Consider the following 14449-nt stretch of genomic DNA (forward strand, 5'->3'; position numbering starts at 1 on the left):
TGCGTCACCTGCCGGACGTCGTCGGGGCGGTGGGCGGGGCGGGCTCGGCCGTCGCCTCGCCCGGCACACCCCGGACCGTGCCGTCGGGGCCGAGGAAGGCGGGGCTGCCGCCGGGGACCATGCCGAGCTCGCGGGCCCGGCGCTCCAGCGCGTCGGGGGCGGAGCGGTCGTCGACGTCCCGCTGGAGCTCCTGCTCCTCGTCGGTCAGCTCGGTGGTCCGCTTCTTGAGCTCGCTGAGCCGGAAGGAACCCTCGTTGAGGGAGGAGTTGAGCAGCAGGAGGGTGATCAGGCCGCCGCCCAGGAGCAGGACGACCAGCAGGACGAAGGGGGTACGGGCCGCGGTGCTCGGCCCGGAGGGCATGAGCCGCGCGAGCCGCGCCGCCCGCCCCTTCAGCGGTCCCGCCTTCGTCACCTGTCCTCCCGGTTCGCCCCGCCGTCGTCCTCGTGGTCCACGTCGCCGCCCTACCCGCGCGCGCTGTCGGCCCCGCCGCTCACAGATCGTCCTCCCGGATCCGCTCGGCGCCCCGGAGCCTGGCGGGGGCGGCACGGCGGTTCTGGGCGACCTCTTCCTCGGTGGGAAGTTCGGCACCTCGCGTCAGCAGCTTGAGCTTCGGCTGGTAGCGCTCCGGCACGACGGGCAGTCCGGGCGGCGCCGTGCTGGTGGCGCCGGCCGCGAAGACCTGCTTGACCAGCCGGTCCTCCAGCGAGTGGTACGACAGGACCGCGATGCGGCCACCGACCGCGAGGGCTCCCACCGCGGCGGGGACCGCCCGCTCCAGGACGGTCAGCTCGCCGTTGACCTCGATGCGCAGCGCCTGGAAGGTCCGCTTGGCGGGGTTGCCGCCGGTCCGCTTGGCGGCCTGCGGCAGGGCGTCACGGATCAGCTCCACGAGGCGGGCGCTGTTGGTGAACGGTTCCCTCTCCCGTTCCCGTACGACCGCCGCCACGATCCGCTTGGCCTGCTTCTCCTCGCCGTACTGGCGCAGGATGCGGACCAGCTCGCCGGGCGGGTAGGTGTTGAGGACCTCGGCCGCGCTGATGCCGGTGGTCTGGTCCATCCGCATGTCGAGCGGTGCGTCCTGGGCGTAGGCGAAGCCGCGGTCGGCCTCGTCGAGCTGCATGGAGGAGACCCCGAGGTCGAACAGGACGCCCTGCACGCGCCGGACGCCGAGCCGGTCCAGTACGCCGGGCAGCTCGTCGTAGACGGCGTGGACGAGGGTCGCCCGGTCGCCGAACCCGGCGAGCCGCTCGCCGGAGAGCCTCAGCGCCTCCTTGTCCCGGTCGAGTGCGATCAGCCGGGCCTCGGGGAACCGGGTCAGCAGCGCCTCGCTGTGGCCGCCGAGGCCCAGGGTGCAGTCGACGACCACCGCGTCCGGGCGCTCCAGCGCCGGTGCCAGCATGTCCAGGCACCGCTGGAGCATCACCGGGACATGTCGGGTCTCGCTCATGCGCGACCCTCGCTGCGCTCGCTCATGCGCCCTCTCAGATTCGGCGCGGCGTACGTACTGCCGGGTCCCCGCCCGCTCAGGAAGGGGAGGTCCGCCGGCGCCGGGGAGGCGTCGGCCGACCGGCGAGCGGGAGGAGGCCGAGCCGTACGTACCGCCGCACACGCGGGGGAGAAACTGCGGATTCGCTGGGATTCGCTCGATGTCTCCGTGAACTTCGCGTCACTTTAGTCCACTCCCCCGCCCGGTCAATCAACCGGGCAGCGCGTCGCGCGGGGTGACCGCCGGAGGGAGCGATCGGGGACGACTCACCTGATCGGTGGCGTGGCGCTCACCCTAGTGGGTTACCTCACACCACGGTGCGTCGATGTTCTTCGTCCCCTCTCAGAGCGCGCCGGGCGGGCCCGTGACCATTAACGTCCTACGTATGTCGACTTCCGCATCCCCGTACCCCTCGTCTCCGAGAGCCGACGGCGGCACGGTCACGGACCGTCTCGTCGAGGCCAACCATCGTTACGCCGCCGACTTCACGGACCCCGGAATGGGCGCCCGTCCCGTGCTGCGGGTGGCCGTGGTCGCCTGTATGGACGCGCGGCTCGACCTGCACGCGGCGCTCGGCCTGCAACTGGGTGACTGCCACACCATCCGCAACGCGGGCGGCGTCGTCACCGACGACGTGATCCGCTCGCTGACCATCAGCCAGCGCGCCCTCGGCACCCGCAGCGTGGTGCTCGTGCACCACACGGGCTGCGGCCTGGAGTCCCTCACCGAGGACTTCCGGCACGAGCTGGAGCAGGAGGTCGGGCAGCGGCCCGCGTGGGCGGTGGAGTCCTTCCGCGACGTCGACCAGGACGTCCGCCAGTCCATGCAGCGGGTGCGCACGTCCCCGTTCCTGCCGCACACCGACGACGTCCGGGGGTTCGTGTTCGATGTGCAGACGGGCCTCCTGCGCGAGATCCACCCGGCTTCCTGAGGTTTCCCGGCATCGGACAGCCACCCGGATGCTGCCATCCCCGACAAATCGCATGCGGTTATCCACAGCCAAGTGACACGTACGGGTCACGGCAACAAGAATGCGGGGGTGGCACCGCTCCTGAATGGTTCGGAGACGGTGTCCGTGTTTCAAGGGTGGACCGTGCCGGGAGTCGCGCACGGCCCATGGAACGGGCCGAGGAGGGCCGTGTGACGACCTATGACGATCGAGCGAGCCTCACAGATCTGACCACCACCGCGGAACGGGTCCGCAGGTCGGTGGAGGGTGTGATCGAGGGCAAGCCTGAGGTCGTACGGCTTTCGCTGACCGTGCTGCTCGCCGAGGGACACCTCCTGATCGAGGATGTTCCCGGCGTCGGCAAGACCATGCTGGCCAAGGCGCTGGCACGGTCGATCGACTGCTCCGTGCGGCGTATCCAGTTCACGCCCGATCTGCTGCCGTCGGACATCACCGGTGTCTCGATCTACGACCAGCAGCGGCGCGAGTTCGAGTTCAAGCCCGGCGCGATCTTCGCGCAGATCGTGATCGGCGACGAGATCAACCGCGCCTCGCCCAAGACGCAGTCCGCGCTGCTGGAGTCGATGGAGGAGCGGCAGGTCACCACGGACGGGCAGACCTACGAACTGCCCAGCCCGTTCATGGTGGTGGCGACGCAGAACCCGGTCGAGATGGAGGGCACCTATCCGCTGCCCGAGGCGCAGCGCGACCGGTTCATGGCCCGGGTCTCGATCGGTTACCCGAGCGCCGAGGCCGAGCTGCGGATGCTCGACGTGCACGGCGGGGTGTCGCCGCTGGACGACCTCCAGCCGGTGGCGCACGCGCACGACATCGTGAAGCTGATCGACGCCGTGCGCGCGGTGCACGTCTCCGAGGCCGTCCGGCGGTACGCCGTGGAGCTCGTCGCCGCCACCCGTACCCACCCGGACCTCCGGCTGGGCGCCTCGCCGCGCGCCACCCTGCACCTGCTGCGCGCCGCGAAGGCGTCCGCCGCGCTGAGCGGCCGCGACTACGCGCTGCCGGACGACGTCCAGGCGCTGGCCGTCGCCGTCCTGGCGCACCGGCTGCTGCCGACGGCCCAGGCCCAGATGAACCGGCGCACCTCGGAGCAGGTCGTGCGGGACATCCTCCAGCGCACCCCGGTGCCGACCGCGGCACCGCCCGCCGCGCCCGGCTCCCCGCTGTCGGGCGGCCGGATGCCCGGTGGCCAGGTGCACGGGGGCCAGGTGCCCGGTGGTCCGGCATCCGGTGCCCCGCTGTACGGCCAGCAGCAGCCCGGCGTACGGCGGCTGTGATGGCGGCCGGGGGGCCCGCCGCCCAGGACGGCGAGAACACGGGCGGGGTACGGGCCGCCCTCGGTGGGCTGACCACGCGCGGCCGGTCCTTCCTGGCGGCCGGCGTCGCCGCGGCGGTCTGCGCGTACGTGCTGGGCCAGGGGGACCTGCTGCGGGTCGGGCTGCTGCTGGCCGTGCTGCCGCTGGTCTGCGTGCTCGTGCTGTACCGCACCCGCTACCAGGTGGCCGGCAGCCGGCGGCTGTCGCCGCAGCGGGTGCCGGCCGGTGCCGAGGCGCGCGTGCACCTGCGCATGGAGAACGTCTCGCGGCTGCCCACGGGGCTGTTGATGCTCCAGGACCACGTGCCGTACGTGCTGGGGCCGAGGCCCCGGTTCGTGCTGGACCGGGTCGAGGCCGGCGGGCGCCGCGAGGTGTCCTACCGGGTTCGGTCGGATTTGCGCGGGCGCTACCCGCTCGGGCCGCTCCAGCTGCGCCTGAGCGATCCGTTCGGGATGTGCGAGCTGACCCGGTCGTTCAGCGCGTACGACACGCTCACGGTGGTCCCGCGCACCGAGCCGCTGCCGCCCGGCCGGGTGCCGGGCGAGGCGTCGGGGTACGGCGAGGGGCGGCAGCGTTCGCTGGCCCTGGCCGGCGAGGACGACGTGATCCCCCGCGAGTACCGCTACGGCGACGACCTGCGCCGCGTGCACTGGCGGTCCACCGCCCGGTACGGCGAGCTGATGGTGCGCCGAGAGGAGCAGCCGCAGCGCGCCAAGTGCACGGTGATCCTGGACACCCGTGAGGCGGGCTATCAGGGCTCCGGCCCGGACTCCGCCTTCGAGTGGGCGGTGTCCGGCGCGGCCTCGGTGGTGGTGCACATGCTCGAACAGGGCTTCACCGTGCGGCTGCTGACCGACGAGGGCAGCCCGCTGGCCGGGGACGGCCCCGACGGGATCACCGGCTCCGCGCAGGACTCCGCCGAGGCGGCCGGCCTGATGCTGGACGCCCTCGCGGTGGTCGACCACTCCGACGGAGCCGGCTTGTCACGCGCGTACGACCTGCTGCGGGGCGGCAACGAAGGACTGCTGGTCGCCTTCATCGGCGACCTGGACGAGGAACAGGCCGCGGTGGCCGCCCGGATGCGGCAGCGCAGCGGCGCCGCCGTCGCCTTCGTCCTCGACAGCGGCACCTGGCTGACCGGCGGTGCGACGGCCGGAGCGGTGGAGGACAGGCTGCGGCGGCTGCGCGACGCGGGATGGACCGCGGTGGCCGTACCGCCCGGCGCGTCGCTCGCCGAGCTGTGGCGGCACGCGGGCGGCACCCGTGTCGCGCCGGGTGCGACGGGCGACGGGACGAGCGGTATGACCGCGGTATCGGGGGGTTGGTCATGAGCGGTCGCGGGAGGCTGGCGCTGTGCGCCTTCGCCGCCACGCTGATGGCGGCGGGCGCGTTGCTGCCGCTGGTCGATCCGGCCACCTGGATCGTCCAGGCCGCGCTGCTCCTCGCCGTGCAGAGCGGCGCGGGCGCGCTGGTGCGGCGGTGGTCGTCGGCGCGGGCGCTGACGGTGTCCGTCCAGGCCCTGGTGGCGCTGACGGCGCTGACGGTCGTCTTCGCGCGGGACCACGCGGTGGCCGGCTTCCTGCCCGGGCCGACCGCCGTCCAGCGGTTCGGTCTGCTGCTGACCGCGGGCGCGGACGACGTGGGGCAGTACGCGATCCCGGCACCGGCGACGGACGGTATCCGGCTGATGCTGATCGGCGGCGTGCTGGTGATCGGGCTGCTGGTGGACGCCCTCGCGGTGACGTTCCGCAGCGCCGCCCCGGCGGGGCTTCCGCTGCTGGCGCTGTACTCGGTCGCCGCCGGGCTGTCGGGCGGCGGGGCGAGCTGGCTGTGGTTCCTGCTGGCCGCCTCCGGCTACCTGGTGCTCCTGCTCGCCGAGGGCCGCGACCGGCTGTCCCAGTGGGGGCGCGTCTTCGGCGGTGCGGCCCCGCCCCGGGGCGGCCGGGGGGCGGCACGTCCCGCGGCACCGGCCGGCGGGCCGCTGGCCCCGGTGCGGACCGGGCGGCGGATCGGTGTGGTGGCCCTGGGCATCGCGCTGGCGGTGCCGGCGGTGCTGCCGTCGCTCAGCGGCGGGCTGCTGAACGGCACCGGTCCCTCCGGCGGAGCCGGCGGGGGCATGATCACCGCGGTCAACCCGCTGGTGTCCCTGCAGGACAACCTGACCCAGCCCGAGGACCGCGAGGTGCTGCGCTACCGCACCAACGCGGAGGAGACGTCGGAGCTGTACCTGCGCCTGACGTCCCTCGACGACTTCGACGGCGCGTCCTGGAAGCTCACCGAGCGCCCGATCGGCGACGTGCCCGAACGGCTCCCGCAGCCGGCCGGGCTGAGCGGGGACGTCCGCACCTCGGAGATCACCACCACCCTCTCGGCGTCCGACGCCTACGAGCAGGTGTGGCTCCCGATGCCCTACCCGGCGACCGAGGTCGAGACCGGAGGACGCTGGCGGTACGAGTCGGTCGGGCGCACCCTCGTCGGCGACAAGGGCCAGACCACCAAGGGCGTCCAGTACAAGGTGAACAGTCTGGTCGTGAACCCGACCCGGCAGCAGCTGGCGAATGCCCCGGACGCCCCGGACGCCCTCACGCGCGAGTACACCCGGCTGCCCGCCACCCTGCCGGCGGACGTGAGGTCGACCGCGGTGCGGGTCACCGAGGGCGCGGCGAACGACTACGAGCGGGCCGTCAAGCTCCAGGACTGGTTCGCGGTGGAGGGCGGCTTCCGCTACGACACCTCGGTGTCGTCGGGGACGGGGGCGGCGGCGATCTCCCAGTTCCTGAAGAACAAGGAAGGGTTCTGCGTCCACTTCTCCTTCTCGATGGCGGCGATGGCCCGCACGCTGGGCATCCCGGCACGGGTCGCGGTCGGTTTCACGCCGGGCGCTCGGCAGTCGGGCGGTGTCATGTCGGTCGGCATACGCGACGCCCACGCCTGGCCCGAGCTGTACTTCGAGGGCGTGGGGTGGACGCGTTTCGAGCCCACGCCGACGCGGGGCTCGGTGCCCGAGTACACCCGGCCGGAGGCCCCGGCGGGGCAGCCCAGCACCGCGCCGCAGCCGGAGGAGAGCGCCGCCGCGGTGGCGTCCGCGCAGCCTTCCGCCCAGGACAGCTGCCCGCCGCAGGCGCGGCGGCTGGGCGAGTGCGGTGACACCGAGCAGCAGGGTGTCGCCGGGCCCACCGACTCGGGCCCCCCGCTCGGCACGATCCTGCTGGTCGTCGCGGGGGTGGTGGCGGTGGTGCTGATACCGCTGCTGCCGCTGCTGTGGCGCCTGCGGGTACGGGCCCGACGCCTCGGCGCGGCCGGGCGGAGCCCGGAGGAGGTGACCGCCCGGACGCTGGCGGCCTGGGCGGAGATCAACGACACCGCCTGGGACCACGGCATCGTGCCGGACGAGTCGCGGACGCCTCGCGGGACGGCCGAGCGGATCGTCCGGCTGGGCCAACTGGAGGGGGCACCGGCCGAGGCCGTGCACCGGGTGGCCGGTGCGGTGGAGCAGGTCCTCTACGCCGCGCGGCCACGCCCCGCGGCCGGACTGGCCGAGGACGCCGCCCGGATCCGCGAGGGTCTGGCGGCCGGTGCGGGCCGGGCGGGCCGGCTGCGGGCGCTGCTGGCCCCGCGCTCCGCCGTCCGGGTGGCGTGGGCGGTCTCGGACGGCTGGGCAGCGGTCACGACCCGCTGGGCCGACCGGCGCCGCCGTCTGGTGGTCCACTGGCCCACCGCCCTGCGCCGCCCGTCCCGCCAGCGCGGCTGACCCGCCGGGGAGCGCCTGTGGGCACGCCTGCCCCGCACGGCCCCGACCTGCCCGGTCGGGGCCGTGCGCGTTCCCGGCGCCTTCGGCGGCCGGTGGCGTGCGCGGCGCCGGCGTCGGTGGGGTGGGGCCGGGTGGGGAGCCCGCTGCCGGCGTCGCGGTGGGGTGGCGCCGGGTGGGGAGCCCGCTGCCGGCAGGTCCGGGCACGACCGTGCACGGTGGGGGGTGGCGGCCGGGCGACCCGGCGTACGACGACCGGTGACACGGCAGCCGGCGGAGCCGGCGGGTCCGGGCGGCGGAGAGGCAAGCCGGAGGGCGGAAGCAGCCGGGGCGAGATCTGGCGGTCGGCCCGGCTGCCGGCGCGCGGACCTTGAGGGGTGCCGCTCGACGGGAGGGAGTGCGCGGCGCGGCTCCCCGCCCGGCCGAACGCCGGCGGCGGCCGGTGCCGACCTACCGACGAGGCACAGGGGTTCGGCCACGGGCTGCGGCCCGGGCGGGACCGGTCCGGGGCGGTGGGCCGGCCCCTGGCCGACCGTCAGCCGTGCGGACCGGGCACAGGCGGACGCGGACGTACGGGTGAGGGGCGCCGCCCGAAGCGGTCGCCCCTCACCCGTACGTCACGCTGTGGCGCGGCCTCGCGGCCGTGCGTTCAGTGGCCCTGCTCGTCGCGGCGGCGCTGCCACCGCTCCTCGATCCGGTTCATCACGGAGCGGCGCTGACGGGGCTGTCGGCTGTGGGCCGTGCCTCCCTCAGTCTGCTGCTCACCCGGTTTCGGCGCCTTGCGCCATCCGGTGACCGCGAGGACCGCACAGCCGAGCATGACGAGGAACCCCACCACGCTGATCCAGATCTGCTGGGCGACCATTCCGGCCATGAGGAGCGCGATACCCACCAGGAAGCCTGCGACAGCCTGGTAGACCCGTCGCCGGGTGTGTGTACGCAGCCCGCTTCCCTCGAGCGCTGTCGCGAACTTGGGATCTTCGGCGTACAGCGCTCGCTCCATCTGCTCGAGCATTCGCTGCTCGTGCTCCGAGAGCGGCACGGAGTCCTCCTCGTCGTCGGTCGCTGGGGGCGACCGGTATGCGGCCCTTTCAGGATAGGCAGGGATTCGCCCCCGTGAAACCCGCCCTGTGCCTTTCACCGATCGGACCGCCATGCCGGTTCGGGTGGTGAGGCGTTGATTCCCCGTCCTCCGATCCGTCATGCCGGATGGTGTCCCTCGATCATACGGGGATCCTGGCGCCAACGGGGGGCCTGTGGCGTACTCCATCTGCGGCTGCGCCGCTGATCAGCCCGCTGGTCGGCTCAGCCCCGCTTTTCGCCCAGCACGTGCAGTTGGGTGGCGACCGACCGGAAGGCGGGCAGCTCGGCGGCCGCGGCCTCCAACTGGAGGAGCGCCTCCAGGGCGCCGGGCTCGGTGTCGACCAGCACGCCGGGGACGAGGTCGGCGAAGACCCGCACCCCGTGCACGGCGCCGACCTCGACGCCCGCCGCCTCGACGGCCTCGGTCAGCTGGTCGGCCGTGAAGCGCCGCGGGACGGGGTCGCCCTCTCCCCAGCGGCCCGCCGGGTCGGTCAGCGCGCGGCGCGCCTCGGAGAAGTGCCCGGCCAGAGCCCTGGCCAGGACGGCTCCGCCGAGTCCGGCCGCGAGGAGGCTGAGCGCGCCGGAGGGGCGCAGCGCCGCCGCGGCGTTGCGCACGCCCTCGGCGGGGTCCTCCACGTACTCCAGGACACCGTGGCACAGCACCGCGTCGTAACCGCCGCGCTCGACGACGTCGAACAGGCCGTGGATGTCGCCCTGGACGCCTCGCACCCGCTCGGCGACGCCCGCCTCGGCGGCGCGGCGCTCCAGCGCGAACAGCGCGTTGGGGCTGGGGTCGACGACGGTGACCCGGTGACCGAGCCGGGCGACGGGCACGGCGAAGTTTCCGCTGCCACCGCCGGTGTCGAGGACGTCCAGGCTGTCCTTGCCGGTCGCCTTGACCCGGCGGTCGAGGGCGTCCTCGAGGACGTCCCACACCACGGCGGTACGAAGGGAGGCGCGGGGGCGCTGCGGGTCCGACACGGCAGTTGACTCCTCGGTGACGGTTACGAACGCCTCCCACCCTATGGCCTCACGGGCGGTGCCCCTTCACCCCGTGGCACGGTCTCCGCCCGCCTCCCTCACCCGGGGCTGCGGCAGCACGGGCCGGGGTACCAGCAGCCGTTCCACCAGGCCGAGGAACATGGTCACGTCACGGATCAGGTCGTCGGCGTCGCGGTTGCTCGCCGCACCCGGTATGCCGGCTTCGGCGCGTGCCCGGCGGGCGGCCCCGGAGGCGAACAGGGCGCTCCACTCGGCCAGCTCGGGGGCCGTCTCCGGGAGCACCTCCCAAGCGCTGCGTATCTGCTGTCGCTTGCGCGGGGTGGACTCGGGGCGGCCCCGCGCGGCGAGCACGGCGGCCGCCGTCCGGAGGGCGGCCAGGTGGGCGGTGGCGTACCGCTCATTGGGGGTTTCGAGGGTGGTCGCCTCTTCCAGGCCCGCGCGTGCCTGGTCGAGCAGGTCGAGAGCGGCGGGTGGCGCGGAGGCGCGACGCAACACGGGGTGGATGTCACTCGCCGCCGCGTGGGTACCGGCCATGACGAACCTCCTGTCGTCTGTCACGGCACTGGGGCCGTCTGTGTCCATCGTGCGGCTACCCACTGACAATCGGGCCTGACCTCGCTTTTTGCTCGACCGGAGGAAGCGCGGTAGTTTTTTGAACTGACCGGTCAGTTCAAAGAAATGGGGGCTCGTGGACAGCCAGGACCACGACCTGGACATCCCGGACGAGCGGGAAACGGCTGCCGGCCCGCCCGGCGGCGCGAGCAGCGCCGTGGCCGAGGACGCTACGGGCGGCGGGCGCGGTGCGAGCGGTACGGAGGCGGCGACCGGCGCCGGGGAGGAGCCGGACGGCTCGGGTGCTCCCGGGGACCGGCGGTCGCCCGGGGCGGCGGTGGTCGCGGAGGACTTCGGTCTGAAGGGCCCGCGCGGCTGGGCGTTCCGCGGCGTGGCGGTGGACGCCCCGCCCGGCTCGCTGGTGACGATCGAGGGGCCGTCCGGCTCGGGACGCACCTGCCTGCTGCTCGCCCTGACGGGACGGATGCGCGCCCGCGAGGGGCACGCGGAGGTCGGCGGGCTGGCGCTGCCGCGCAAGATGGCGGCCGTACGGCGGATCAGCGCGCTCGGGCCGGTGCCCGGGGTCAGCGACCTCGACCCCGCCCTGACCGTCGCCGAGCACCTGCGCGAGCGGGCCCTGCTGCAGCGCAGGTTCGACGGCTCCCCACTGGCCCTCCTGCGCCCGCGAACCGAACGCGCCGCGGCCTCCCGCACCCGCGTCGAGGCCGCCCTGGACGCGGCCGGCCTCGACCTGGAGACCCTGCCCAAGGCGGGGCGCACCTCCGTACGGGACCTGGAGCGGCTGGAGGCCCTGCGCCTGTCGATCGCCCTGGCGCTGATCGGCGAGCCGCGCCTGCTGGCCGTCGACGACACGGACCTCAAGCTCTCCGGCGCCGACCGCGCCGAGGCCTGGTCGCTGCTCCGGTCGATCGCCGGCCGCGGCACGACCGTCCTGGCCGTGTGCAGTGAGGGCCCCGGCGACACCCTGACCATCCGCACCACCGGCACGGCCGACGGCCCCGCCGCGGGCGACAGGCGCACCCCGGCCGCCGACACCGACACCGCCGCCGCCGCCGCCGACACAGTCACCGAAACCGACGCCGGCGGCGCCACGACGAAGACCGACACCGAGAAGGGGGCAGCCGATGCGCTCGCCGAAACTGGCCGCGCTTGAGCTGAGGCGGTTCGGCAGGGGCAAGCTGCCGCGTGCCGCGCTCGTCGCGATCCTGCTCCTGCCGCTGCTGTACGGCGCCCTGTACCTGTGGTCCTTCTGGGACCCGTACGGCAGGCTCGAGAAGCTCCCCGTCGCCCTCGTCAACGAGGACAAGGGGGCCACCGCGGACGGCAAGAGGATCAGCGCGGGCGACGAGCTCACCAGGAACCTGCGTGAGAGCAAGGTCTTCGACTGGCACGAGGTGAGCGACGCCGAGGCCCGCGAGGGCGTCGAGAAGGGTACGTACTACCTGTCCCTGACCATGCCCGGCGACTTCAGCGAGCGCATCGCGTCCAGCTCGGGCGACGCGCCCGAGACCGGCGCCCTCCAGGTGCGTACCAACGACGCCAACAACTACATCGTCGGGCAGATATCGCGGACCGTGTTCGCGGAGGTCCGTACGGCCGCCTCGACGAAGTCGTCCCGCTCCTTCCTCGACAAGATCTTCATCAAGTTCTCCGACCTCCACGACGCCACCGAGAAGGCGGCCAAGGGGGCCGACGAGCTCAAGGACGGAACGGCGAAGGCCAAGAAGGGGTCCAAGGACCTCTCCGACGGCCTCACCGACGCCAAGAAGGGCAGCGGCGAACTCGCGGGCGGGCTGAAAAGGCTCGACTCGGGCGCGGCCGACCTGGAGACGGGCGCCCGGCAGGTCGCGAGCGGCACCCAGGTGCTGGCCGACAAGGTCAACGGCGTGGCCGCCGACGTCCGTCCGTACCTCAAGGACAACGGCAAGAGGATCGGCGACTCCGCCCGGCTGGTCTCGGACTTCTCCCAGGGCATGCGCAACAGCCTGGACCTCATCGTGAAGAGCGGCCCCACGCTGCGGGCGGGCGCGCACGTGGCGGCCGATGAGATCGCCGCCATCCACAAGGAGGAGTGCGAGGACGAGCCGCTGCCGAACACCGATCTGTGCACCAAGATGGAGCGGGCGAAGGTCGCGTCCGCCGACGTGGCGAAGGTCGCGGACGACCTCGGCGTCCTCGCCGCGGACGGGAACGGCGACCTGAAGAAGCTGGACGCCCAGCTGAAGGACCTCCAAGCCAAGGCCGACGCCCTGGCCGAGCGGGCGCCGAACCTCGACACGGACCTCGCCTACGCCGTGGGCAAGATCAACGAGCTGAACGCCGGCGCCCACAAGGTCGCCACCGGCGCGGACACCCTGCACACCGGTCTGTCCACCGCCAAGTCGGGCTCCACGGAGCTCGACACCGGAGTCGGGCGGCTGAAGAAGGGCGCGGGTGAGCTCGACAGCGGCCTGTACCGGCTCGCCGGCGGCTCCACCGAGCTGGCCAGCGGACTGAACGACGGCGTCGACAAGATCCCCGACTACGACAAGGACACCCGCGACCACCGCACCGAGGTGATGGCCGACCCGGTCAAGCTCGCCTCCCAGGCCCTGCACAAGGCGCCCAACTACGGCACCGGATTCGCGCCCTACTTCATCCCGCTGTCCCTGTGGGTGGGCGCCATGGTGGCGTACATGCTGATCCAGCCGCTCAACCGCCGCGCCCTCGCCGCCGGCGCCTCCGCGTGGCGCATCGCGCTGGCCGGCTGGCTGCCGGTGGCCGCGATCGGCGTGCTCCAGGTGGCCGCCTTGATGTCGGTCCTGCACTGGGCACCGGGACTGGGGCTGGAAATGGCCCGGCCGGCCGGGACTGTGGCGTTCCTGCTGCTGGTCACCTGCTGCTTCGCCGCCATCATCCAGTGGCTCAACGCCCGCTTCGGCGCGGCCGGCCGGATCCTCGTCCTGGCCCTGCTGATGCTCCAGCTGACGTCGGCGGGCGGCACCTACCCCGTGCAGACCAGCCCCGGGTTCTTCAACGCCATCCACCCCTTCCTGCCGATGACGTACGTCGTCGAGGCACTGCGCCGGCTCATCACCGGCGGCGGCCTCGAACCGGTCTGGCACGGCTGCGCCGTCCTGGCCGCCTTCACCGCCGGGGCGCTCGCCCTGACGGCCGTCTCCGCGCGCCGCAAGCAGGTGTGGACCCTGGATCGCCTGCACCCGGAGCTGAGCCTGTGAGAATCGACGCCATGGACACCCGGAACAGCAGACGGCAGGCCACCCGCACCAAGCTCTACGAGGCCGCTGTGACCCTGATCGCCGAGCAGGGCTTCTCGGCGACGACAGTGGACGAGATCGCCGAACGCGCCGGGGTGGCCAAGGGCACGGTCTACTACAACTTCAAGAGCAAGACCGAGCTGTTCGAGGAACTCCTGCGGCACGGGGTCGGGCTGCTCACCGAGTCCCTGCGGACCGCCGCCGAGGAGACCGCCGCGCGGGGCGGCACCAGGGTCGAGGCGCTGGACGCGATGATCCGCGCCGGCCTGGTCTTCATCGACCGCTACCCGGCCTTCACCCAGCTGTACGTGGCGGAGCTGTGGCGCACCAACCGCGCCTGGCAGTCGACGCTGCTGGTGGTCCGTCAGGAGGCCGTGGCCGTGGTGGAGACGGTGCTGCGGGAGGGCGTCGCGGGCGGCGAGCTCAGCGACGAGATCGACATCCCGCTGACCGCCGCCGCGCTGGTCGGCATGGTGCTGGTGGCGGCGCTGGACTGGCAGGCGTTCCAGCGGGAGCGCTCCATCGACGACGTCCACTCCGCCCTGTCCCGGCTGCTGCACGGACGGGTCAGCGGCCGCTAGGCCGCCGGGCCGCCATGCGGGCCGGCTCCCGGCCCTCGGTCACGGAAGCGCGCCGCGACGCCGGACGCCGGTCCGGTGAGGCTCGATCCCCCCGAGCCTCACCGGACCGGCGTCGCCCCCCGTTCCCCCTCCCCCCGTGTCCCCCGGGTGGGAAGGGCCCGGCCCCCGTGTTCCCCCGTCGGTCCCCGGCCCTCCCACGTGCCCCCGTTCCGTCAGGTGCCCGGTGCCGGTTCCGCCGCCCCGTGTCGGCGGTTCCGGCCCCGCGCCCCTTCCGTGGTCCCCACTCTTCCGTCCGGACCCGCCCGGGCCCATCCGCGAACCTACTCATCCCGACGGCTAGTGTCCTGCGCCGGGAATTCGATTAAGATATGAGGCCAGGCGTTCGAGGATCTCGTCGGCGCTCTTCGTCCATGTGAAGGGGCGGGGGTTCTCATT

12 protein-coding genes are annotated in these 14449 nt (G+C 73.6%); 7 read left to right on the top strand and 5 right to left on the bottom strand.

Features of this window, described 5'->3' with window-relative positions:
* Positions 1-4 precede the first annotated feature (4 nt).
* Complete coding sequence (gene ftsL, locus AC07DW_RS09275; protein ID WP_478856999.1) at positions 5-412, bottom strand: cell division protein FtsL; 408 nt, start codon at positions 410-412, stop codon at positions 5-7.
* 79 nt (positions 413-491) lie between these two features.
* Positions 492-1448, bottom strand: coding sequence for a 16S rRNA (cytosine(1402)-N(4))-methyltransferase RsmH (rsmH, locus tag AC07DW_RS09280; RefSeq protein WP_478857000.1), 957 nt, complete (start codon positions 1446-1448; stop codon positions 492-494).
* 424 nt (positions 1449-1872) lie between these two features.
* On the opposite strand from rsmH, the gene AC07DW_RS09285 reads away from it, so the two are divergent.
* From AC07DW_RS09285 to AC07DW_RS09300, 4 genes are all read left to right on the top strand, one after another.
* Entirely contained in the window at positions 1873-2418 is a 546-nt protein-coding gene (locus tag AC07DW_RS09285; protein WP_478857001.1) for a beta-class carbonic anhydrase, read from the top strand.
* A 209-nt stretch (positions 2419-2627) separates the two neighbouring features.
* Positions 2628-3731, top strand: a complete 1104-nt coding sequence (locus AC07DW_RS09290) for an AAA family ATPase (RefSeq protein WP_478857002.1) — start codon at positions 2628-2630, stop codon at positions 3729-3731.
* Complete coding sequence (locus tag AC07DW_RS09295; RefSeq protein ID WP_478857003.1) at positions 3731-5101, top strand: DUF58 domain-containing protein; 1371 nt, start codon at positions 3731-3733, stop codon at positions 5099-5101. Before AC07DW_RS09290 ends, AC07DW_RS09295 begins: the two co-directional genes overlap by 1 nt.
* Positions 5098-7521 (top strand): transglutaminase TgpA family protein, encoded by a 2424-nt coding sequence (locus AC07DW_RS09300; RefSeq protein WP_478857004.1) that lies wholly within the window; start codon positions 5098-5100, stop codon positions 7519-7521. The genes AC07DW_RS09295 and AC07DW_RS09300 overlap by 4 nt, the downstream gene beginning before the upstream one ends.
* A 646-nt stretch (positions 7522-8167) precedes the next feature.
* On the opposite strand, the gene AC07DW_RS09305 is transcribed toward AC07DW_RS09300, so the two are convergent.
* The 3 genes from AC07DW_RS09305 to AC07DW_RS09315 form a co-directional block, all read right to left on the bottom strand.
* On the bottom strand, positions 8168-8560 hold the full coding sequence (locus AC07DW_RS09305) for a DUF3040 domain-containing protein (protein WP_478857005.1): 393 nt from the start codon (positions 8558-8560) through the stop codon (positions 8168-8170).
* Between the two features lie 263 nt (positions 8561-8823).
* On the bottom strand, positions 8824-9582 hold the full coding sequence (locus tag AC07DW_RS09310) for a methyltransferase (RefSeq protein WP_478857006.1): 759 nt from the start codon (positions 9580-9582) through the stop codon (positions 8824-8826).
* 66 nt (positions 9583-9648) lie between these two features.
* Positions 9649-10137 carry an SAV_6107 family HEPN domain-containing protein gene (locus AC07DW_RS09315; protein ID WP_478857007.1) on the bottom strand — a complete coding sequence of 163 codons (489 nt, stop codon included), beginning with the start codon at positions 10135-10137 and terminating at the stop codon, positions 9649-9651.
* A gap of 355 nt (positions 10138-10492) precedes the next feature.
* On the opposite strand from AC07DW_RS09315, the gene AC07DW_RS09320 reads away from it, so the two are divergent.
* Genes AC07DW_RS09320 through AC07DW_RS09330 form a run of 3 tightly spaced genes read left to right on the top strand, consistent with a single transcriptional unit; the run spans position 10493 to position 14014 of the window.
* Positions 10493-11329, top strand: a complete 837-nt coding sequence (locus tag AC07DW_RS09320) for an ATP-binding cassette domain-containing protein (protein WP_478857025.1) — start codon at positions 10493-10495, stop codon at positions 11327-11329.
* Positions 11301-13394 (top strand): YhgE/Pip family protein, encoded by a 2094-nt coding sequence (locus AC07DW_RS09325; RefSeq protein WP_478857008.1) that lies wholly within the window; start codon positions 11301-11303, stop codon positions 13392-13394. The genes AC07DW_RS09320 and AC07DW_RS09325 overlap by 29 nt, the downstream gene beginning before the upstream one ends.
* A gap of 11 nt (positions 13395-13405) precedes the next feature.
* The gene (locus AC07DW_RS09330) at positions 13406-14014 is read left to right on the top strand and encodes a TetR/AcrR family transcriptional regulator (protein WP_478857009.1); all 609 of its coding nucleotides are present in this window, start codon (positions 13406-13408) and stop codon (positions 14012-14014) included.
* Positions 14015-14449: the final 435 nt, after the last annotated feature.

The organism is Streptomyces sp. NPDC045701 (assembly GCF_056432045.1).

Coding starts and splice junctions, on each gene's coding strand:
- rsmH (WP_478857000.1), bottom strand. CDS start 1,448: ATGAGCGAGACCCGACATGTCCCGGTGATGCTCCAGCGGTGCCTGGAC.
- AC07DW_RS09285 (WP_478857001.1), top strand. CDS start 1,873: ATGTCGACTTCCGCATCCCCGTACCCCTCGTCTCCGAGAGCCGACGGC.
- AC07DW_RS09295 (WP_478857003.1), top strand. CDS start 3,731: ATGGCGGCCGGGGGGCCCGCCGCCCAGGACGGCGAGAACACGGGCGGG.
- AC07DW_RS09300 (WP_478857004.1), top strand. CDS start 5,098: ATGAGCGGTCGCGGGAGGCTGGCGCTGTGCGCCTTCGCCGCCACGCTG.
- AC07DW_RS09315 (WP_478857007.1), bottom strand. CDS start 10,137: ATGGCCGGTACCCACGCGGCGGCGAGTGACATCCACCCCGTGTTGCGT.
- AC07DW_RS09325 (WP_478857008.1), top strand. CDS start 11,301: ATGCGCTCGCCGAAACTGGCCGCGCTTGAGCTGAGGCGGTTCGGCAGG.
- AC07DW_RS09330 (WP_478857009.1), top strand. CDS start 13,406: ATGGACACCCGGAACAGCAGACGGCAGGCCACCCGCACCAAGCTCTAC.